This window comes from Paracoccus sp. J39 (assembly GCF_000518925.1).
Taxonomy (GTDB): Bacteria; Pseudomonadota; Alphaproteobacteria; order Rhodobacterales; family Rhodobacteraceae; genus Paracoccus.
In genome coordinates, this window is the sequence record NZ_JAEN01000008.1 from 41,660 (window position 1) to 61,941 (window position 20,282).

General features: G+C 68.0%; 23 protein-coding genes. 10 read left to right on the forward strand and 13 right to left on the reverse strand.

Annotation, left to right across the window (positions count from 1 at the left end; genetic code table 11):
* The first annotated feature begins 4 nt into the window (after nt 1-4).
* Together L632_RS22400 and L632_RS0109630 are read left to right on the forward strand one after the other, a co-directional pair.
* Nucleotides 5-1,462, forward strand: coding sequence for an FAD/NAD(P)-binding protein (locus tag L632_RS22400; protein ID WP_051416219.1), 1,458 nt, complete (start codon nt 5-7; stop codon nt 1,460-1,462).
* A 32-nt stretch (nt 1,463-1,494) separates the two neighbouring features.
* The gene (locus L632_RS0109630) at nt 1,495-2,079 is read left to right on the forward strand and encodes an NAD(P)H-dependent oxidoreductase (RefSeq protein WP_028712759.1); all 585 of its coding nucleotides are present in this window, start codon (nt 1,495-1,497) and stop codon (nt 2,077-2,079) included.
* A 203-nt stretch (nt 2,080-2,282) separates the two neighbouring features.
* On the opposite strand, the gene L632_RS0109635 is transcribed toward L632_RS0109630, so the two are convergent.
* From L632_RS0109635 to zigA, 3 genes are all read right to left on the reverse strand, one after another.
* Nucleotides 2,283-2,537 (reverse strand): DUF6525 family protein, encoded by a 255-nt coding sequence (locus L632_RS0109635; RefSeq protein WP_028716720.1) that lies wholly within the window; start codon nt 2,535-2,537, stop codon nt 2,283-2,285.
* Nucleotides 2,537-3,205 (reverse strand): DUF1826 domain-containing protein, encoded by a 669-nt coding sequence (locus tag L632_RS0109640; RefSeq protein ID WP_028712757.1) that lies wholly within the window; start codon nt 3,203-3,205, stop codon nt 2,537-2,539. Before L632_RS0109640 ends, L632_RS0109635 begins: the two co-directional genes overlap by 1 nt.
* Before the next feature lie 81 nt (nt 3,206-3,286).
* On the reverse strand, nt 3,287-4,510 hold the full coding sequence (gene zigA, locus L632_RS0109645) for a zinc metallochaperone GTPase ZigA (protein WP_028712756.1): 1,224 nt from the start codon (nt 4,508-4,510) through the stop codon (nt 3,287-3,289).
* A 110-nt stretch (nt 4,511-4,620) separates the two neighbouring features.
* On the opposite strand from zigA, the gene L632_RS0109650 reads away from it, so the two are divergent.
* The 5 genes from L632_RS0109650 to L632_RS0109670 are packed head-to-tail and all read left to right on the forward strand — an operon-like array spanning nt 4,621 to nt 7,686.
* Nucleotides 4,621-5,073 (forward strand): nuclear transport factor 2 family protein, encoded by a 453-nt coding sequence (locus L632_RS0109650; protein WP_028716721.1) that lies wholly within the window; start codon nt 4,621-4,623, stop codon nt 5,071-5,073.
* Between the two features lie 18 nt (nt 5,074-5,091).
* Complete coding sequence (gene hisI / locus L632_RS0109655) at nt 5,092-5,556, forward strand: phosphoribosyl-AMP cyclohydrolase (protein WP_028712754.1); 465 nt, start codon at nt 5,092-5,094, stop codon at nt 5,554-5,556.
* Between the two features lie 10 nt (nt 5,557-5,566).
* Nucleotides 5,567-6,223 carry a bifunctional diaminohydroxyphosphoribosylaminopyrimidine deaminase/5-amino-6-(5-phosphoribosylamino)uracil reductase RibD gene (ribD, locus tag L632_RS24875; protein ID WP_051416218.1) on the forward strand — a complete coding sequence of 219 codons (657 nt, stop codon included), beginning with the start codon at nt 5,567-5,569 and terminating at the stop codon, nt 6,221-6,223.
* Nucleotides 6,224-6,231: 8 nt separating this feature from the next.
* Nucleotides 6,232-6,450, forward strand: coding sequence for a hypothetical protein (locus L632_RS0109665; RefSeq protein ID WP_028712753.1), 219 nt, complete (start codon nt 6,232-6,234; stop codon nt 6,448-6,450).
* Between the two features lie 24 nt (nt 6,451-6,474).
* Entirely contained in the window at nt 6,475-7,686 is a 1,212-nt protein-coding gene (locus L632_RS0109670) for a GTP-binding protein (protein WP_028716722.1), read from the forward strand.
* Between the two features lie 25 nt (nt 7,687-7,711).
* Here L632_RS0109670 and L632_RS0109675 read toward each other — a convergent pair whose 3' ends face one another.
* Nucleotides 7,712-8,725, reverse strand: coding sequence for a GlxA family transcriptional regulator (locus L632_RS0109675; protein WP_036713950.1), 1,014 nt, complete (start codon nt 8,723-8,725; stop codon nt 7,712-7,714).
* A 127-nt stretch (nt 8,726-8,852) separates the two neighbouring features.
* Between L632_RS0109675 and L632_RS0109680 the strand changes: the two genes are divergently transcribed.
* Entirely contained in the window at nt 8,853-10,016 is a 1,164-nt protein-coding gene (locus L632_RS0109680; protein WP_028712750.1) for an S-(hydroxymethyl)glutathione dehydrogenase/class III alcohol dehydrogenase, read from the forward strand.
* Between the two features lie 97 nt (nt 10,017-10,113).
* On the opposite strand, the gene L632_RS24290 is transcribed toward L632_RS0109680, so the two are convergent.
* The 9 genes from L632_RS24290 to L632_RS0109725 all read right to left on the reverse strand — a co-directional run bounded on the left by L632_RS24290 (nt 10,114) and on the right by L632_RS0109725 (nt 18,411).
* Nucleotides 10,114-10,287, reverse strand: a complete 174-nt coding sequence (locus L632_RS24290; protein ID WP_156929460.1) for a hypothetical protein — start codon at nt 10,285-10,287, stop codon at nt 10,114-10,116.
* Between the two features lie 101 nt (nt 10,288-10,388).
* Complete coding sequence (locus tag L632_RS0109690; RefSeq protein ID WP_028712749.1) at nt 10,389-11,270, reverse strand: NAD(P)/FAD-dependent oxidoreductase; 882 nt, start codon at nt 11,268-11,270, stop codon at nt 10,389-10,391.
* A gap of 43 nt (nt 11,271-11,313) precedes the next feature.
* On the reverse strand, nt 11,314-12,429 hold the full coding sequence (locus L632_RS22410; protein ID WP_051416217.1) for a GTP-binding protein: 1,116 nt from the start codon (nt 12,427-12,429) through the stop codon (nt 11,314-11,316).
* Nucleotides 12,430-12,574: 145 nt separating this feature from the next.
* Nucleotides 12,575-13,933 carry a cysteine--tRNA ligase gene (gene cysS / locus L632_RS0109700; RefSeq protein ID WP_028712748.1) on the reverse strand — a complete coding sequence of 453 codons (1,359 nt, stop codon included), beginning with the start codon at nt 13,931-13,933 and terminating at the stop codon, nt 12,575-12,577.
* 49 nt (nt 13,934-13,982) lie between these two features.
* On the reverse strand, nt 13,983-15,125 hold the full coding sequence (locus L632_RS0109705) for an NAD(P)/FAD-dependent oxidoreductase (protein WP_036697872.1): 1,143 nt from the start codon (nt 15,123-15,125) through the stop codon (nt 13,983-13,985).
* The gene (locus L632_RS22415; protein WP_036697873.1) at nt 15,122-16,192 is read right to left on the reverse strand and encodes a GTP-binding protein; all 1,071 of its coding nucleotides are present in this window, start codon (nt 16,190-16,192) and stop codon (nt 15,122-15,124) included. The genes L632_RS0109705 and L632_RS22415 overlap by 4 nt, the downstream gene beginning before the upstream one ends.
* On the reverse strand, nt 16,189-16,695 hold the full coding sequence (locus tag L632_RS22420) for a transcriptional repressor (protein WP_051416216.1): 507 nt from the start codon (nt 16,693-16,695) through the stop codon (nt 16,189-16,191). Before L632_RS22420 ends, L632_RS22415 begins: the two co-directional genes overlap by 4 nt.
* Before the next feature lie 172 nt (nt 16,696-16,867).
* Nucleotides 16,868-17,764 (reverse strand): nickel/cobalt transporter, encoded by an 897-nt coding sequence (locus L632_RS0109720; RefSeq protein ID WP_028712746.1) that lies wholly within the window; start codon nt 17,762-17,764, stop codon nt 16,868-16,870.
* Nucleotides 17,752-18,411, reverse strand: a complete 660-nt coding sequence (locus L632_RS0109725) for a DUF1007 family protein (protein ID WP_036697877.1) — start codon at nt 18,409-18,411, stop codon at nt 17,752-17,754. Before L632_RS0109725 ends, L632_RS0109720 begins: the two co-directional genes overlap by 13 nt.
* Before the next feature lie 219 nt (nt 18,412-18,630).
* Here L632_RS0109725 and aztA point away from each other — a divergent pair, with 219 nt between their 5' ends.
* On the forward strand, nt 18,631-19,401 hold the full coding sequence (gene aztA / locus L632_RS0109730) for a zinc ABC transporter ATP-binding protein AztA (protein ID WP_028712744.1): 771 nt from the start codon (nt 18,631-18,633) through the stop codon (nt 19,399-19,401).
* Nucleotides 19,401-20,267, forward strand: a complete 867-nt coding sequence (gene aztB / locus L632_RS0109735; RefSeq protein ID WP_028712743.1) for a zinc ABC transporter permease AztB — start codon at nt 19,401-19,403, stop codon at nt 20,265-20,267. The genes aztA and aztB overlap by 1 nt, the downstream gene beginning before the upstream one ends.
* Nucleotides 20,268-20,282: the final 15 nt, after the last annotated feature.

A 20,282-nucleotide genomic window follows, 5' to 3' on the forward strand; every position in this document is an offset into this window, starting at 1 on the left:
GACCATGACCGCGATCCAGAACCCCCTGCGCATCGTCATTCTGGGCGGCGGCTTCACCGGCGCCTCGCTGGCATGGCAGCTGGCGCGGATGCGGCTGCCGGTGCGCCTGACCGTGGTCGAGCCGCGGCCGGAACTGGGCCGCGGGCTGGCCTATTCCGCCACCGACCCGGCGCACCGGCTGAACGTGCCGGCGCATCGCATGTCGATCGACCCCGAGAACCGCAGCGATTTCGCGGACTGGCTGGCAGAGAATCCGGACCTGCCGGACCCGCAGGCGACGGCGCCGAATGGCGATCTCTATGTCCAGCGCGCGCTGTTCGGCCGCTATGTCGCCGAGCGGCTGGCGCCGCACCTGGCCTCGGGCGCGGTGCGCCATATCCGGGCGCGGGTCAGCGATGTGGCGCATGGCGCGAATGGCGATCTTTTGCTGCTGCTTTCCGACGACAACCGCATCCACGCCGACCTGCTGGTGCTGGCCAGCGGCCATCCCGCCCCTGCCCTGCCCCGGCCCCTGGCCGGACTGGCCGGCAGCAGCCAGCTGGTCGCCGATCCGGGCGATGCCGAGGCGCTGGCCGCCGTGCCGCAGCAGGCGCGGGTCCTCATCCTGGGCGCCGGGCTCAGCGCCGCCGACGCCATCGCCACGCTGGACCGCCAGGGCCATGCCGGGCAGATCACCTGCCTGTCGCGGCGCGGGCTGCACGCCCGTGGCCAGGGCGCGGCCGAGCATGACAGCCAGGCCGATTTCACCGCCCCGCCCGCGCGGCGCGTCTCGGACCTGCTGCGCCGGGTGCGCCATGCCATCGTCGACGATCAGGCGCGCGGCAACGGCTGGCACGCCACCTTCTGGCGGCTGCGGGCACAGGCCCCGCAGATCTGGGCGGCGCTGGACATGACCGAGCGGCGGCGCTTCCTGCGCCACCTGCGCGTCTGGTGGGACGTGCACCGCTATCGCCTTGCCCCGCAGACCGAGGCCGTGCTGGCCCGGCTGACCGATCAGAGCCGGCTGGAATTCGTCGCCGGGCATCTCCTGGACGCGACGAGGCGCGGCGGCGGCGTGGATGTCCGCTGGCGTCCGCGCGGCCGGTCCCAGCCGCAGCAGGCGCATTTCGACCGCATCATCGTCACCACCGGCCCCGCGCAGGACCGATGTATCGACGCCAACCCGGCGCTTGGCGCATTGGCGCGGCTGGGGCTGATCGTGCCCTGTCCGCTGGGCCTGGGCCTTGCCACCACAGAGATTTGCCGGGCACTGGATGCGCAGGGACGCGCCAGCAACCGCATCCTTATCGCCGGCCCGCTGGCCCGGGGCCATCTGGGAGAGCTGACCGGGGCACCGGAATGCGCCTCCCAGACCAGCCAGATCGCGCGCGAGATCGCCCGCCATGCCCTGCTGGGCCCCATCCTGCACCCGGCGGCGACACGACCCGCCGTCGCCGCCGGCCACACGCCGCCTCTGTCCTGACCCTTCGGGACCGCACAGAACAGGAGATCATCATGACCGCCCTGACCATCACCGGCTTTGCCGGCAGCTTTTCCGCCCCCTCGCGCAGCCGCGCCCTGGTCCAGGCCGCCGTGGATCTGGCCGCCGACCGCTTCGGCGCCGTCGGCCATGTCTTCGATCTTGCCGATCTGGGCCCGTCTCTGGGCCATGCTCGCCACATCAGCGACCTCGACCCAGAGGCGCTGTCGCATCTCACCGAGCTGATCCATGCCGATGCGCTGGTGATCGCAAGCCCGGTCCACAAGGGCAGCTATGCCGGGCTGTTCAAGCATGTCCTCGACCTGCTGGATCCCCCCATGCTGGCCGGCAAGCCGGTGCTTCTGGCCGCGACCGGCGGCGGCGACCGCCATGCGCTGGTGATCGAACACCAGCTGCGGCCGCTGATGGCCTTTTTCGAGGCGCAGACCCTGGCCACCGGAGTCTATGTCGCCGACCGCGAATTCACCGGCGGCAAGCTGGCCGACGATGCCGCCCATACCCGGCTGGGCCGGGCGGTGGACCAGTTCGCCCCCTTCCTGTCGCCCTATACCGTCCCCCAGCCCTCCGCCGCGCCCCCGCCGGTGCTGCAGGCCTTCTGAGAGGCTCCCCAGGCATCCCCGCGCAGGACGCGGATCTCGCAGGACTTGGCTATAGTGGTAACGTGCCGCCGATCTTCGCCCATGCCGCGGCCGGGCCCTTGCCGGCCCCGGGACAATCCCGGACCCCTGTTTCGCCCCGGTCCCGACACCCTCCCAACACCCGGATGCTGGTCACGAGCAACCAGTATGCCGCGAAGCCCCAGCTAGTCAGCCCAGATCCGCGGCGCATCGCGCATCAGCATCCGCGCCTCGATCAGGTCGAGGCGTCGGCAGACGGCCTCGGCATTGCCCGCGGCCTCGGCCATCAGCTTCCGCCACAGGCGCAGCGCCGAAACCGGGCTCCAGGGCAGTGCCGCCTGCGCCAGCCAGCGGCGCAACTCGGGCGGCAGGCGGTCGTATTGCGCGATCGGACAGGGCCGGCGGCGGCGGCGCAGCGAGGTGGCAAGGTTGCCGCGCATCAGTGCAGCCTCCGCGCCTCGGCTGCGGGTTCCACGGCGGGGTCGAGGGCCAGGAACAGCCGCACCCCGCCGGTTCCGGCGATGGGCGGGGAACGGTGCAGCAGCGTCGTGACCTCCTCGCCGGGCCACAGCCCGCCGCGCAGGATCGCGGCCTCGCCCGTGCGCATCTCGCCGGCCGGCACGACCTGGCCGCTTTCGTCCTGCAACCCGAACTGCGTTCCCGGCCCCCGATAGGTGCAAAGCAGCCGCGCGGGCATCTGGTCGACATGGAATTTCCGGCAGGCATCCGTGGTCACGGCTTCGAAGCGGAGATGCATCAGCGGATTGCGCATGATCTGCGCCAGCATCAGCGCCAGCGCCCCGATGTCGCTGGCCAGCAGGTCGCGCATCGTCCCGGCGGGCAGCCCGGACAGATCGCAGGCGGCATGGATGCAGTTCTCGACCGCGCGGAAATCCACCAGGGCGCGCAGCGCCGGCATCTGGTCAAGCGGAATGCCCTCGATCCATTCGGCAAAACCGGACGAGAGGCTGCGCCGCCAGATCGCCGCGCCGACCCCCGGCTGGGCAACCTGCTGCAGAACCAGCCCGCTGTCGGATTCGAGGATTTCCCGCGCCTCGGCTTGATCGGGGGATGCTCCTTGCGGAGTTGCGGAAACGGTTTCGGTCATGCAGCGGCTTCTCCTCACCTGTATGGTTCTCTCGTGGACGGGGGCAGCCCTGCCCTTCGTCCTTTCTGTCAGCCGCCGCGCTCAGGCGACGCGGCGCTGGCCCCATTGCGGAAAGGGATCGGGCAATCTCGCCCAGGCCTCGGGCGTGAAGTCCCAGGCGTCGACCAGGGCGTCGTCCAGAGCCTTGGTGATGGCCGCGGGGTCCATGCCCGCACCGATGAACACCAGCTCCTGACGCCGGTCGCCCCAGGGTTCCTCCCAGTTCTTCGCCACTTCGGCGAGGCTGTCGGGATGGGTCGGCCAGCGTTCGCGCGGCACCGAGGCCCACCAGCCGCCCAGCGGCACAACCGAGGAGACGACGCCGGCCAGGCTGAACTCCACCGCCCAGTTCGGGCGGCTTGCGATCCAGAAATGCCCCTTGGCCCGGATCACGCCCGGCAACTCGCCGTTGAAGAGGTCGTAGATCTTGCGGGGATGGAACGGCCGCCGCGCCCGGTAGACGAAGGACGAGATGCCGTATTCCTCGGTCTCGGGCACATGGTCCTGGAACCCGTAAAGCTCTTTCGCCCACATCGGATGCATATGCGCGCGGTCGAAATCGAACAGGCCGGTATCGAAGATTGCATCGGCCTCGACACGGCCGAAATCCGTCTCGATCAGCTGCGCGTCCGGGTTCAGCGCGCGCACGATCTTGCGCGCCCGGTCCAGCCGCTCGGGTCCCGCATCCGTCGCCTTGTTCAGCACGATCACATCGGCAAATTCGATCTGGTCGGTCAGCAGGTTGACCAGCGTCCGCTCATCCTCGTCGCCCAGGCTTTCGCCGCGTTCGGCGATGAAATCGTCGCTGGCGAAATCCTTGGTCAGGTTGATCGCATCGACGACCGTGACCATCGTGTCCAGCCGCGCGACATCCGACAGGCTGTCGCCGTTCTCGTCCCGGAAATCGAAGGTCGCGGCGACGGGCAGCGGCTCGGCGATGCCGGTGCCCTCGATCAGCAGATAGTCGAAGCGGCCCTCCTCGGCCAGCTTGCGCACCCCTTGCAGCAGGTCGTCGCGCAGGGTGCAGCAGATGCAGCCGTTGGTCATCTCGACCAGCTTTTCCTCGGCCCGGTTCAGCTCGGCCCCGTCGCGGACCAGATCGGCGTCGATATTCACTTCGGACATGTCGTTGACGATGACCGCGACGCGGCGCCCCTCCCGATTGTTCAGGATATGGTTCAGCAGCGTGGTCTTTCCGGCGCCCAGAAAGCCCGAAAGGACGGTGACGGGCAGGCGATTGTCGCGGGTTTGCTGGCTGGTCGGCATGGCGTCCTCGTAAGTGTAATGTTATTACGTTACTCCAATAGCCAGAATCACCGGGACCTGCAATGCCGTTTTCAGGCCGGCCCACCCCGGACAGCGAGGAGAGCAGAGCCATGCTGGAAGATGTGACGACCAGCCGCGTCCGGGAGGATGCCTTGTTCGAGGCAGCCGCGCGGCCCTATCTGGCGCAGGTGCGCCAGGCCCTGATGCGATGGGCCGAGGTGGTGTCCCTGGGCCGACTGGAGGATCTGCTGGCGCTTTACGCCACCGATGCCATCCTGGTCCCGACCATGGCGGACGAGATCGGCGGCCATGCCGAGGAACGCCGGGCCTATTTCGAAAGCTTCCTCGCCAATCCCAACTTGCGCTGTCGTATCGACACGCTGCGCAAGCGGATCAGCCACAAGCTGGGCACCGTGGTTGTCGGCGGGCATTACACCTTCACCTTCGAACGCGACGACGCGGAACAGACGCTGCCGGCCCGCTACCTGTTCACCTTCGAGGAAATCGACGGAGTCTGGCTGATCACCGGGCACCACTCCTCGCGCATGCCATCTTCGTCGTAATTCAAGCACGGAAACACAATGTCGCTCTTTTCCCCCCGTCTCACCGTCGCGCAGGTCGAGGAAGGCCACGCGCTGGCTCCGAAATTCGATGCCGCAGGGCTGATCCCGGTCGTCACCACCGACGCCGCGACCGGCGAGGTGCTGATGATGGGCGTGATGAATGCCGAGGCGCTGGAACGCAGCATCGCAACCGGCGAGGCGCATTACTGGAGCCGTTCGCGGCAATGCCTGTGGCACAAGGGCGCGACCAGCGGATTGATCCAGAAGATCGTCGAGATGCGGATCGACGACGATCAGGACGCGATCTGGCTGCGGGTCGAGATCGCCGGGGGCGCAAGCTGCCATGTCGGCTATCGCTCCTGCTTCTATCGCGCCGTGCCGCTGGGCGGGGACGGTGCGCCACGGCTCGTCTTCACCGAGTCCGAAAAGCTTTTCGATCCGGTTCAGGTCTACGGCGATGCGCCCAATCCCACGCAGCTCTGATGCGTTCTGGATGGCGCGGGCGCTGGCGCTGGCCCGGCGGATGCGCGGCCATGTCTGGCCCAATCCGCCCGTGGGCTGCGTGATCGTGAAAGGCGGCACGATCATCGCCGAAGGCGAGACGCAGCCGGGCGGACGGCCCCATGCCGAGCGGGTCGCGCTGAACCGCGCCGGGGCGGCGGCGCGCGGAGCCACGCTTTATGTCACGTTGGAGCCCTGCTGCCATTGGGGCAGGACCCCGCCCTGCGCCGATGCGATCATTGCTGCCGGGGTGACCCGTGTCGTTGCCGCGATGCAGGATCCCGATCCCCGCGTGGACGGCGGCGGCTTCGCCCGGCTGCGCGCGGCCGGCATCGAGGTGACGATCGGCGAAGGCGCAGCTGACGCCGCCGCGATCATGTCCGGCTTCCTGCACCGCACCCGGACCGGAGAGCCGGAACTGATCCTGACCGAACGGGCGGGGGCGGTCCCCGAGGGCGCCGACGCCCTGCTGGAGACGCGGAGCGGACGGCACGGGCTTCGCCTGCAAGGTTCCCGCCGCATGCCGGACATGGCCTGCGATCTCGGCCCGGATGGCCTTCTGCGCCGCCTCGGCGGCCTCGGCCTGACTTCGGTTGCCCTGTGGCGCGACGACCCACTATCCGCCGCGCTTTCTCCAACGCCTGCATGAGGATTTGGATGAACTACATTCCGCAAACCTATGATGAATGGGAACATTGCATCACCGTCAAATGCGGCATCCCGCTGACCCCGGGCTATGTGGCCGGGCGCATCGCCGCGCTTGAGGACAGGCATGACTTCCACACCCAGAAATTCATCGACCGCTGGGGCGAGGGCCATCACGCGAGGACGCTTGAATGGTTCCGCGCGGCCGCAGGCAAGCTCGCCGCCGGTTGACCCGCATTCATTCAGGAAGACACCATGCCGCAGATTCCGGTCACGATTCTCAACGGCTTTCTCGGCGCCGGAAAGACCACGCTCCTGCAAAGCCTCCTGGTGCAGGCCCGGGGCATGCCGGGCGTGCGGCTTGGCGTCATTGTCAACGAGATGAGCGCGCTTGATGTCGATGGCGCGATCCTCGACACCAGCGAGGTGATCTCGCGCCGCGACCCGCGCTTTGCCGCCATTCCGGCCGGCAGCATCAGCGACGCGCAGGGGCTGAAGCAGTTCGCCGGCGCCGTGGACAAAGTGACCGGCGCAGGCGCCACGCATATCCTGATCGAAACCTCGGGCAGCACCCATCCCTGGCCGCTTCTGGAAGCGATCCGCGTGCATCCCGCCCTGCGGCTGCACGGTTTCCTGTCGGTGGTGGACACGGTGACGCTGGCGCAGGACCACGACCTGGGCCGCGCCATCCTGCCCGCCGCCTCGCACCATCTGGCCGAGGGTCGGCGCGGGATCGAGAACCTGCTGGCCGAGCAGATCATGTTCGCCAGCCGAATTCTGCTGAGCAAGATGGACCGGGTATCCGGCGAGACGCTGCGCACTGTCGCGCAGGCCGTCCATCCGCTCAACCCCTTCGCCGACATCATGGGGATGCAATGGGGCAATGTCCGGCTGGCCGATGTGCTGGCCCTGCCGCCCTATGACCATGCGCGCGTCGCCACCCTGGGCGCCGAGCTGACCGACTGGGACCGCAGCCGCGGCACCGCCTCGATGTCCGGCGCCGAAGGCTACCGGCTCGGCAGCATCGTGATCGCGGACCCCCGCCCCTTTCACCCGCAAAGGCTGTGGAAGGTTTATAACCATTCCCTCGGCACCGGCATCCATCGCAGCAAGGGCTTCTTCTGGCTGCCTTCACGCGACAGGCTGCAACTGCTGTGGAACCAGACCGCCGGCAGCATCGGGTTGGAGATCGTCAATTACTGGAAAGTCGCGGCGCTGGAGGACGAAAGCCTGAACCTGCTGCCCGAGGAACGGCAAGAGATGCGCCGGCGCCTTGAAGGCATGTCGCCCGAGTTCGGCGACCGGCGCTGCCGGCTGACCGTGATCGGGGATCGCGACGGGCTGGCGGACTTCGCCGATGCGGTCAGGGGCTGCTTCTGCACCCCTACAGAGGTCGCGGCGTGGAGGGCGGGCGAAGCCTTCGACGATCCCTGGCCGGCAAGCACGGCGCGATTGTCGCAGCGATAGACCGCCCGGCCCGGCGTTGCGCCTGTCACCCCGGCCGCGACGTCCTGAAACGGTCGCGATAGTCGCGCGGCGTCAGCGAAAACCGGCGCAGGAAGGCCTTGCGCAATTGCTCGTCCGAGGTGAAGCCGCAGCGGAAGGCAATGGCCTTCAGCGGCAGGTCGCTGTCCAGAAGCAGCGCCTTGGCCCGTTCGCAGCGCGCGCCTTCCAGATAGCTGGCCGGAGTCGTGCCCAGTTCGGCGGCGAACAGACGGGTGAAGTTGCGCGGGCTCATCCCGGCGCGGGCGGCCATGTCGGGGATGTGCAAAGGCTGGTGCAGGTTGGCCAGCAGCCAGGACTGGATGTCCCGCATCCCCGGCGGGCCGCGCATCTGGCTGGTCAGGGCGGCGCTGAACTGCGACTGCCCTCCCGGCCGCTTGAGATAGATCACCAGGTCGCGCGCCACGGCCAGCGCCAGGTCGCGGCCGAAATCCTGCTCGACGAAGGCCAGCGCCAGATCGATCGCCGCCGTCACCCCGGCCGAGGTCCACAGGCTGCCGTCCTGCACGAAGATCGCGTCGGCATCCACGCGGACCCCGGGAAAGCGGCGCTGCAACAGCTCGGCCACGCTCCAATGCGTCGCCGCGCGGCGTCCGTCCAGGACCCCCGCCGCGGCCAGGAAGAACGACCCCGAGCAAAGGGCCGCGAAGCGTTCCGCCTCGAAGGCCCGCCTGCGGCACCACTCCACCAGCCCGGCTTCCCGCGCCAGCGCCGCCTGGATGTCCAGCGCACCGGCGACCATGACCGTGGCCAGCGGGCCGGTCTCGGGCAATCCGGTTTCGGCGGCAAGCGTGATCGGCGTATCCGAGGGGATGGCGCCGGGCCGGGGCGCGGTCAGCACGATGTCGTAGCGGCGCGGATCGCCCCGCTCGGCCAGATGGCGGTTGGCATAGCTGAGCACATTGACCGGCCCGACCGCCTCCATCGACTTGAAGCCGGGATAGATGACGATATGCACCCGGTGGCTGTCCCTGCCGGGCGCGGCTGGCCCCTGCCCTGTCATTCGCTTCCTGTCCCTTGGCCTGAACATCGGGAACCCTGTCCGAAATCGACCGGCCGGACAGGTTCCTGCAGCATCAGTAACGTAATAACATTACGTGATTGGATGCAAGCCGAGGAGACTGTCCGAGATGAAAACCCGCGCCGCCATCGCCTGGGAACCGAACCGCCCGCTGGAGATCGAGGAAATCGACCTTGAAGGCCCCAGGGACGGCGAGGTCCTGGTCCGTATCGTCACCACCAGCCTGTGCCATACCGACATGTTCACCCTGTCGGGCAAGGACCCCGAGGGGTTGTTCCCCGCCATCCTCGGCCATGAGGGCGTCGGGATCGTCGAAGAGATCGGCCGCGGCGTCACTTCGGTCAAGCCGGGCGATCATGTCATCCCGCTCTACATCCCCGAGGATCCGGACTGCCCCTATATCAGGTCGGGCAAGACCAACCTGTGCCAGACCATCCGCGAAACGCAGGGCCGCGGCGTCATGCCCGACGGCACTTCACGTTTCTCCTACAAGGGCAAGATGATCCATCACTACATGGGCACCAGCACCTTCAGCGAATACACGGTTCTGCCCGAGATCTCGGTGGCGAAGATCTCGACCGAGGCGCCGCTGGCCAAGGCCAGCGTCATGGGCTGCGCCATTCCGACCGGCATGGGTGCGGTCAGGAACACCGCCAAGGTGGAACCCGGCGCGACGGTGGCGGTCTTCGGCCTGGGCGCGGTCGGCATGGCGGTGATCCAGGGGGCGAAGATGGTCGGCGCCGGCCGGATCATCGGCATCGACACCAACCCGAACAAGTTCCCGCTGGCCCGCGGCCTTGGCGCGACCGAGTGCATCAATCCCGCGGATTTCCAGCAGCCGATCCAGCAGGTCGTCATCGACATGACCGGCGGCGGTGTAGATTACTCCTTCGAGTGCATCGGCAACGTCAATGTCATGCGCTCGGCGCTGGAATGCTGCCACAAGGGCTGGGGCGAATGCACGGTGATCGGCGTCGCCGGCGCGGGCGAAGAGATCGCCACCCGGCCCTTCCAGCTGGTCACCGGCCGGGTCTGGCGCGGCTCGGCCTTTGGCGGCGTGCGCGGGCGCAGCCAGCTGCCCGGCATGGTGGACGAATGGCTGCGGGGCGATTTCGACGTCGATCCCTATATCACCCACAACATGACGCATGAGCAGATCAATACCGCCTTCGACCTGCTGCATGCGGGCGAGTCGATCCGCTCGGTCATCCATTACCAGCCGCAGGAAACGATGCGGGTGAACAACCTGCCGGGCAAGATCGTCCCGGCGTGAGCGGATGAGGCAATCCCCGGACATCCTGCATATCCGGGGTTCGCCTGCGCCCGAAGCCGGCCGGCGGGAATATCATCGCGCGATGTCCTGCCCGGAGCTAGGGGGACGGAACCATGCCGTTCAGATAAAGCGACAGGGCATGCGCCGCCGCCCGGGCCTCGACATCCAGGGTCGCGCGTTCCGTGGCTTCATCGACCAGGTGGGCCTTGGGGCCGCTTTCTGCGCATCCTCCAAGGAGCGCGAGAATAAGGACGGTGCTGGCAATTCGCATTGGCGCTCTCTTGTCTGGTTGAATGTTTGCTGCCGCTACCGCAGCTGTCGCCGGATACCGAAGCGGCGCCGTCCCGTAGGAGCAACTTCGCCGCTTATTCGTCAGAACACCAGCGAACGATGCATCTGCGCCCCGGCCCAAGCCCCGGCCCCCACGGCAAGCGAGACCGAATGCGGCACCCGCGCCGCATCGCCGCAGGCGAAAGCGCCGGGCACCGTGGTCTCCTTCGCCGCATCGGTGCGGATCTGGGTGCCGAAAGGGGTCTCCTCCAGTTCGCAGCCCAGGCTTTCGGCCAGCGGCGAGGCCGGGACATTGCGGCCGGCGGTGAACAGCCCGGCAAAGCCCAGGCGGCGCCCGTCGGCCAGCACCACCTCGGCCTCGCCGTCCAGCCGCACGACCGGCGCCGTCTCGACCCCGACGCCCCGGGCGGCAAGGTCGGCCAGGGCCGCCGCATCCGGCGTCACCGCGCCGTTGGTGAACAGCGTGACCTCGCCCCATTCCGGCAGAAGCTGCGCCTGGTGCAGCGCCATCGGCCCGCTGGCCAGCAAGCCGATCCGGCCGCGGTCCAGTTCGTAGCCGTGGCAATAGGGGCAATGGAACACGGTCCTGCCCCAGCGCTCCGCCAGCCCCGGAATGTCCGGCAGAATGTCGCGGACGCCGATGGCGAAGAGCAGGCGCCTGCCCTCATGGCCGGAACCGTCCTCCAGGGTAACGCGGAACTCCTCTCGTTGCCCGGCGGCATCGACGGCTGTCGCGTCGATCCAGGTCAGGCTCGGATAGCGCAGAAGCTGCTCGCGCGCGGTCGCCCAGATCACCGCCGGGTCGACGCCGTCCTGTCCCAGGAAGCCATGCGAATGGCTGGCGAAGCGATTGCGCCGCCGGCCCGCATCGACGATCAGGACCGAGCGTCGCGCCCGCAGAAGCTGCAGCGCCGCGGCCATCCCGGCGTAGCTGCCGCCAATGACGATGACGTCCTGTTTCATGACACTCTCCTTGTCCTGCCGGGCCCCGGCCCCGGGCGGCCCATCAACCGAAGGGCCTGCCGCCCTGCTTGAATGCCTGGAACGCCATGGCGAGAAACGGCTGAGGCTTGCCCGAAAGCGCCTCGAATTCGGCGCGGATGGCGCCCTCGTCGAGATTGGTGCCGATGATCACCAGCCGGCTTGCGGCCTGCTCCTGCGGCCAGCCCTCCAGCCGCATGATCGGATAGAGCCGATGCTGCACGGCATGGATCAGCGCCGGCGCGGAAGGATCGTCCTGAAGCGCGACCAATCCCTTGATCCGCAAGAGCCCGTTGCCCGGCGTCGCGGTCAGCCGGACGAGGAACTGCCGCAGCGCGCGCTCATCGACCGGATCGTCGCGGACAAGCGGGATGGCGACGACGTTCCCATGCCGGTTCAGGTCGTGGAAATGGCCGCCATGGCCATGACCATGGTCATGGCTCGCTTCCGCCGCCAGCCAGGCCTCGACCCCCTCGCCCTTGCCGAAAGCGGAATAGCTGGCAGGTTCGAGCAGCGCGGCCGGTCGGAACGACGGATCGGTTCCGTCATGAATCCTCAGGCCCGGGTTGAGCCGCTTCAGCTTTTCCGGCCAATCGCCCGCCGGTGCCACGTCGGTCCTGGTCAGAACGGCATGATCGGCGAAGGCGATCTGGCGAAGGCTTTCGGGATGGCTGTCCAGTGCCGCGCCGATGCCCTGGACATCCACGACCGTGATCACGCCCGACAACCGAAAGGCCCGCGCCACCGCGTGATCGCGCAGCGACATGGCCGCCACCCCGCCGGGGATCAGGCTGTTGATGATCGGCGCCGGATCGGCCAGCCCCGTGGTCTCGACGATGACGCGCGAAAATGGCGGCAGGCTGCCATCGCGGCGGCCCACGAGCAGCTCATCCAGGGATGAGCGCAGGTCGCTGCCGACCGTGCAGCAGATGCAGCCGGTGGTGGTGACCACCGGCCGCTCCCGCCCCTCGCGGACCAGATCGTGATCGACGGATACCAGGCCGAACTCGTTAATGATCAGTGCCGTGTCGTGAAAGGCGGGATTCTCGAGGATGCGGTTCAGCAGCGTGGTCTTGCCCGCACCCAGAAAGCCGGTGAGGAGGAAGACGGGAAGCTGTTCGATGGTTCTGCCGGGTTTCATGCGGATATCCTCGCCTCGATCTTCGGTAAATCCTTGGCCGGATGCGGCAGCCGTGGCCGAACCAGGGCGGCAGCCAGTTGATAGGCCCGCACAGGGCCGATCATGCCGCCCGACACGCCGCGCGGCTGGATGCTGCGGCGCGCCCTCATCCGCCTTGCCCCACAAGCGGGGGATCTTCGACCGCGATGCCAAGCCCCAACAGCTCGTCGCGGATACGGTCGGCCGTGGCGAAATCGCGGCCGGCGCGGGCGGCGGCGCGTTCGTCCCGCAGCGCATCGATGCGGGCCACGTCTTTCTGGCCCGTCTGGCACGCGGCCAGTTCCGCCTGCCAGTCGCGCTCGGTCCTTTGCAGCAGGCCAAGCTCCGCCCCCGCCTCGACCAGGGCGGCGACATAGCGCGGCCTGAGTTCGGGATCGACCGAGCGCGCCGTGGTGGCCAGCACGAAAAGCTCGGCCAGCGCCGCCGGCGTGTTCAGATCGTCGTCCAGCGCGGCGCGGAAACGGGCCAGCAGCGGGCTGTCCCGGCACAGCCGCAGATCGCCCGGCCCGTCGCCGATGGCGACGTAAAGCCGGGAAAGCGTCCTGACCGCCTGCGGCAGCGTTTGCGCCGTCCAGCCGAGTGGCTGCCGGTAATGCGCCGAGAGCAGCGCCAACCGCACCGCCTCGCCCGGCGCCTGCCCCAACAGGTCGCGCAGCAAGAGCACATTGCCGAGCGACTTCGACATCTTCCGCCCCTCGACCGTGACGAAGCCGTTATGGATCCAGAAGCGCGCGCGGGTGCCTTGCGCGATCTCGTTCTCATGGTGCGGGAATTGCAGGTCCACGCCTCCGCCGTGGATGTCGATGGGATTGCCCAGGTGATGCTCGATCATCGCCGAGCATTCGATATGCCAGCCGGGCCGCCCCCGGCCCCAGGGGCTGTCCCAGCCGGGCTGGGTGGCGTCCGAGGGCTTCCACAGCACGAAATCCGCCGGATCGCGCTTGAAGGGCGCGACCTCGACCCGCGCGCCCGCGATCATTTCGTCGCGCTTGCGCCGCGAGAGCATGCCGTAATCGGCAAAGGAGGGCACATGATAGAGCACATGGCCCTCGGCCTCATAGGCGTGCCCCGCCGCCAGCAGGCGCCGGATCAGGTCGATGATCTGCGGAATATGATCCGTCACCTTCGGCTCGATGCCGGGCGGCCGCACCCCCAGCGCGGCCATGTCGGCGTGATAGGCCGTTGTGAACCGTTCGGTGATTGTCCCGATCGGAACACCCGCTGCGGCCGCAGCCGCGTTGATCTTGTCGTCCACATCCGTCAGGTTGCGGGCATAGATCACCCGGCCGAAATGCCGTTCCAGCACCCGCACCAGCACATCGAAGACCACGGCGGGGCGGGCATTGCCGATATGGGCGTAGTCATAAACCGTCGGGCCGCAGACATACATGCGGACCTCGCGCGGATTGCGGGGGACGAAGGGCTGTTTCTCGCCGCCCAGGCTGTTGGTGAGATATAGGGTCATCTGTCGTCTCTGTGTGGAAAATGCCGGATCGGTTGCGCGGGGACGGGCCTCAACAGAGGCATTTGTCGGCATCGCAACAGGCCAGATCGTCCAGATACATGTTGTTGGCGCGATAGAGTTCCAGCGCCGAGGTGTCGGCACCGAGCCGCCCGGCGATGGCGCGGGCGACCACGGCGAAACGCTGGCGGAACTTGTAGATGAAGCAGAAGAGATGGCCGTTATGCGACACCTCGGGCCCGACCAGGAACAGGCCCGGCAATTCGGTGGATTCGTCCTGTGGCGTCAGCAGCGGCAGGCCGGTTTCGTCATAGTCGAACCAGCCCGAGACCGGCGCCGTGCCGCTGGCAAAACCCGTGGCCAGAATCGGCGCATGGGACGAAAGCCAGCTGCGCCCGTCGCCCGCAAGGATGCGGATGCCGCCCGGCTCCTCTTCCAGCGCGACGACCTCGGCGCCGTCGGTCAGCGTGATGGCGCCGCCCTTCATCGCCACGTCCAGCCGCTGGCGGGTAAAGGGCGACAGGGCGCGGCTGGGATCCTTGTCGCCGTCCTGCCAGGGCGCCGCCCCGCGTTCCAGCACCGTCACCCGCTTGCCCGCGCGGGCAAGGCCAAGCGCCGCGTCGATGCCGCTTTCATAGCCACCGATGACGAAGACCTCGTCGCCCGGCACATCCTGCCAACGGCCGACCGCGGCGTAGTGGCGGGCATGTTCCGCACCGATCAGGCCGCCATCCGAAGGGGTGCCGAACTGGCCGCAGGCCCAGATCACGAAATCCGCGCCGATCTCGCCGCAGCCCGTGCGCAGGGCGAATCCCTCGCCATGCGGCTCCAGCCCCAGCACCTCGATGCCGCATGCGACGTTCAGCCCGAAGGCCAGCGCCGCCTGCTCCAGATATTGGGCGTAGCGCCCGCCGTCGGGATGTTCGCGCTTCAGCGACCAGCCGGGCGAGCTGTCATAGCTGATCGCGTTCAGGTCGGTCAGGCCGAAGACATTGCCGGGAAAGGACGGCGTCAGCAGCCGCGTGCCCGAGGGCCAGCGCAGGAAGCTTTGCCCGATCCGGCCGCGTTCCAGCACCCAGACATCGGGGATCGCCAGGTCGCGCAGCACCCGCGCCACGCCCAGGCCCGCCGGCCCCGCCCCGACGATGGCCACGGTGACGTGATCGGGGATGCGACGGTCTTCGGACAGGCTCATGGCGTCACCTCGGCGGAAAGATAGCCGACGGGCAGCACATGCTCGGACACGGCAACGGAGTTCAGGGCGGAGAAGAGATCCCGCAGCTCGGGATCGGTGAAGTCGCGCAGGATCAGCACCAGTTTCGAGCGGCGATCCTCGCCCTGCCAGTCGGTCAGCAGGACCGGCGGATGAAAGATGTGCTGGACGCCGTGGACCACGAAAGGATGCGGCACGCCCTGCAGGTGGATCAACCCCTTGAAGCGCAGCAGATCGGCGCCGCGCTGCGCCATCAGCATCTCCATCCAGAGATCGAAGGCCGTGGCCGAAATCGGCTCGTCGATCACCCAGGAGACCGAGCGGATCGCGTCCAGATGCCTGAGGGCGTCAAGATCGGCCAGCTTCGGAACCGGAACGGCCTCCTGCCGCAGCCAGCCCTGCGCCTCGGCCGACTTCATCGTCGGATCGAAGTGCCCCAGCCCGGTCAGCCGCCGGGGATCGATCCGGCCCTGCAACGCGATCTGGACCGGCGCAGCGGAGTTCAGCGCCGCGATTTCGCGGCGGGCGGCGGGCTCGTCGGCCTCGGGCAGGTCGGTCTTGGTCAGCAGGACAAGATCGGCCAGGGCAACCTGGCGCCTTGCTTCCTCGTGCCGGCGCAGGGTGTCCGGCCCCGTCGCGGCATCGACCGTCGCCACGACGCCATCGGTCACGAAACGCTCGGACAGGTCCATGCTGGTCAGCAGCGTGTGCAGGATTGGCGCCGGATCGGCCAGCCCGGTGGTCTCGATCATCACCCGCTCGAAGTCCAGCTCTCCCGCCTCGCGCCGTTCCGCAAGTTCGACCAGCGTGTCCAGCAGATCGCCCCGCAAGGCGCAGCACATGCAGCCCGACTGCAGCAAGACCAGAGTCTCGGTCGTCGAGACGACCAGTTCGTGGTCCAGCCCGATCTCGCCGAATTCGTTGATGATGATGGCCGTGCGGCCGAAATCGCGATGGCGCAGCAGCCCGTTCAGCACCGTGGTCTTGCCGCTGCCAAGAAAGCCGGTCAGCAGCGTGACGGGAAGAGGCGTCGGGGAAGGGTCCGTCATGCCCGCCCCGCCCTTATCCGGCCCTGGCGCTTGGGGACGGCGGCGGCATCCCGGCAATCGGCGCAAGTTCCCTGCAATTCGATGACGCGACGTCCGACCTGGAAGCCCAGCGAAGCCGCGCGTTCGGAAAGGACCTCGGCAAGGCCGGCCAGTTCCAGTTCCACCGTGGCGCCGCAGCTGTTGCAGAGAAAGAAGAGACCGGCATAGCGATCCTGTGGATGCGCCGAGGGGACAAAGGCGTTGCGCGTCTCGATCCGGCTGATGAACCCCTGCTCCAGCAGAAAGTTGAGCGCCCGATAGGCGGTCGGCGGGGCCAGGGGCCGGCCCAGCCTGTGGCCCAATGCCCGCAACAGCTCGTAAGCTCTGACGGGGCCGTCGAATTTCAGCAATACCTCAAGCACCGTCCGCCGCAGCGGCGTGAAGCGGACGCCCCGTTCGGCGCAGATGCGCTCGACCGCTTCGATGCTCAGGGTGTGAGCAGGACTGGGACCGGACCCCGACATGCAACTGCCTCGCCAATGGATGAACGTAATGTTATTACGTTACCAAAACGCGCGCAAGCCTCGCCGGCATGAATGGCCCGCGGCCGGATCAAGGCGGACCCCGCAGGCCGCAACCAGCTTGATTGGCAACCCCTCTGGTCCTGTCGGGTAGACGCGCCGGGATCGGCGCAGTTCAGAACGGCGTCTGGAGCAGGCGCAGCGCCGTCGAGAAGGCAAAGATCGCCACGAGACCGCCGAGGACGATCTCGACCAGGCTGGCAAGGACCGGCGCGCGACCAAAGGCCGGCAGCGAGACATGCACGCCGCGACGCAAGCCGACCGCGACGACCGCGGCAAGGCCCGTCACCATCATGGTGCCGATCCCCATGGCATAGACCCCGGCGATCCCGACGGCGTCCAGACCGAACCGCCAGGTCAGGATCAGCAGGAACAGCGCCCCGGTGCAGGGACGCAGGGCCACTCCGGCGACCAGCGCGGCAGCTTCGCGCCACGAGCGGGTCGCCAGAACCTCCTGGGCATCGGGGACATGGGCATGGCCGCAGCCGCAGGTTTCGGAATGCGCGTGACCGTGCCGATGCCGGCCGGCGGCCAGCCTGCGCAATCCCCGCCAGCACAGGATCACCCCCAGCAGGGCGATCGCCGCGGCCGAGAACGGTTCGAGACTGGCCGAGGCGCCCTCGACGCGGTCGCGCGCGCCGCCGAAGATCCAGACGCCGACATAGACGAGGACCACCGCCACCGTCGCCTGCGCAAGGCTGGTGATCGCGGCCAGGCTGACCATGCGCTTCATCGGCACGTCGGTCGCGACCCCATAGGCGCCGATCAGCGCCTTGCCGTGTCCCGGCCCCAGCGCATGCAGGAAACCATAGGCGAAGCAGATGCCCAGAAAGGTCGTGACCGCCCCGGCCTCGCCGCCCCGCAGGGCGCGCAAGGCACGCGCCAGCGCGTTCTGATAGTCGCGCTGCCAGCCCACCGCCATCCGGGCGACTCGGTCGTCCAGCCCGGTCCAGAAGACCAGGCCGGCGGCCACCGCAAGAGCCAGCAGGGTGACGGGGATCACCTTGCGCATTCCAGCCTCATGTCGTCAGCGAAATCGCCGCCCACATCGGGATATTTGCCCTGATCCATGATCTCGTCATTGGTCAGCTTGGCCAGTTCGTCGCCATATTTGCGTTGCGCGGCGGCGATGTCGGCCTTTTCGATCTCGATCCGGCAATCGTCCCGGCCGTTGATCCGGGGGGCTCCGGCCAGGTCATAGAAGGTGTAATAGGTCGGATCATAGACCTGCGCCTCGATCCGCTCGTCCTCGGGCCTGATCCGGTCCAGAAGCGCACGGATATGGGTCACGATGATCCGGCCCTGCTGATAGCGCACGGCAATGTCCAAAGGGCCGGACAGCGCAACCGGCTTGCCGTCACGGGTCAGATAGAGGTCGCCCGCGAAATCCTCGGGCCAGTCGCTGAACATGGCGGTGAGGCGGGCGATCTCGTCATCCGTCAGCACGCCATCGCCGTCCTTGTCCATCTCCATGTCCTCGACCATCAGCATCGAGGAGAAATCGTCGAAGGCCCAGACCACGCTGACGGCGCCCAGCCTGCCCTCACCGTCGAAGCGGAACGTCAGCCCGGTGTCGATGAAGACATGCGGATGCGCCTCGGCCTTTCCGAGCGAAAGGACCGACAGCAGACACAGTGTAGCAAGCCCGAGACAGCGCATGGAGCCTGCCTTATGCGCTGGCGTCCGCCTGGACAAATCACAAAACCGGCGTCTCGGCAGTTCCCCGCCGGAGTCTCGGCCCGCTTTCACGTGCCGTGCCACCCTCTCGGACGGAAGCGGAGGGTTGTTGAACCTCGTCTCTTGCCGTCGCAGTTCGGTAATGTAATAACATCACGCAAATTCGAGTCTGTCATGCAGCGACGCCCGGAGCCGCCTGAAATGAACCCCCGCACGGCCGATGCCTGTATCACCTTCGAGGATCTGACGGTCGGCTATGGCAGCCATGCCGCTGTCCATCACCTGAACGGCCCGGTTGCGGCCGGCGCGCTGCTCGCCGTGGTCGGGCCGAACGGATCGGGCAAGTCCACGCTGGTCAAATGCATCACCGGGCTGCTCAATCCGCTCAGCGGCAGCTGCCGCATCGCGCCGCGGACCAGCCTGGCCTATCTGCCGCAGCAATCCGAACTGGACCGCAGCTTTCCGGCGCGGGTGGTGGACCTGGTCGCGCTTGGCCTGTGGCGCAAGCGCGGCCTGCTGGGCCGGCACCGGGCCGAGGATCGCAAGGCCGTGGCGGATGCATTGCGCGCCGTAGGGCTGGAGGGCTTCGAAGGGCGTCCCATCGACAGCCTGTCGGGCGGTCAGTTGCAGCGCGCCCTGTTCGCCCGGGTGCTGGTTCAGGATGCCGATCTGATCCTGCTGGACGAGCCCTTCAACGCCATCGACGAAAAGACCATCCGCGACCTCATCGGCCTGATCCTGCACTGGCATGGCGAAGGGCGCACGGTAGTCGTGGTCGTCCATGACCTCGACCTGGTGCGGGCGCATTTCCCGCAGGCGCTGCTGCTTGCCCGCCGTCCCATCGCCTGGGGACCCACCGCCAAGGTCGTCACGCCCGCAAACATGCAGCGCGCCCGGCAGTTCCAGGAAGCCTGGGACGAGAAGGCGCCCTGGTGCGAGCCGTCCCCCGCCCCGGCCAGAGGCGCTGCGTGATGTTCGACTGGGTCGTGGCGCCTTTCATGGAATTCGCCTTCATGCAGCGCGCGCTGGCGGGGGCGCTCTTGCTGTCGCTCTCGGCCTGCCCGGTCGGCGTCTTCCTGATGCTGCGCCGGATGAGCCTGACCGGCGACGCCATGTCCCACGCCATCCTGCCGGGCGCGGCGGCGGGCTTCCTGCTTTACGGGCTGGAGATCGTGCCGATGACCATCGGCGGGCTGATCGCCGGTGCCATCGTGGCGCTTGGCGCCGGCGCTGTCGCACGGCTGACGGTGCAAAAGGAGGACGCCTCGATGGCGGCCTTCTACCTGGTCTCGCTGGCCATCGGGGTCGTCATGGTCAGCCTGCGCGGCTCCAGCGTCGATCTGATGCATGTTCTGTTCGGCACGGTGCTGGCGCTGAACGACGATGCATTGCGGCTGATCGGGCTTGTCGCCGCCGTCACGCTGGCGACCACGGTGCTGCTGTGGCGTGCGCTGGTGGCGGAATGCCTCGATCCGCTGTTCCTGCGTTCGGTCTCGGGCCTGGGGGGCGTGGTGCACTTCGCCTTCCTGGGGCTGGTGGTGCTGAACCTGGTCGCCGGGTTCCAGGCGCTTGGCACGCTGCTGTCGGTCGGGCTGATGATCCTGCCGGGCGCTGCGGCGCGGTTCTGGGTGAACACGACCCTCGCGATGTGCGTCGTCTCGGTCGGGATCGGCATCGTCTCCTCGCTGGGCGGGCTCTTGCTGTCCTATCACGCCAGCCTGCCCTCGGGTCCGGCGATCATCCTCTCGGCAGGGGTGGTCTATCTCGTCTCGCTTCTGGCGGGGCCGCGCGGCGTGCTGCGGCCCGCCCTGCCCCGCCGCCACCACCGGACGGCCTGACGCCATGAAAGGATA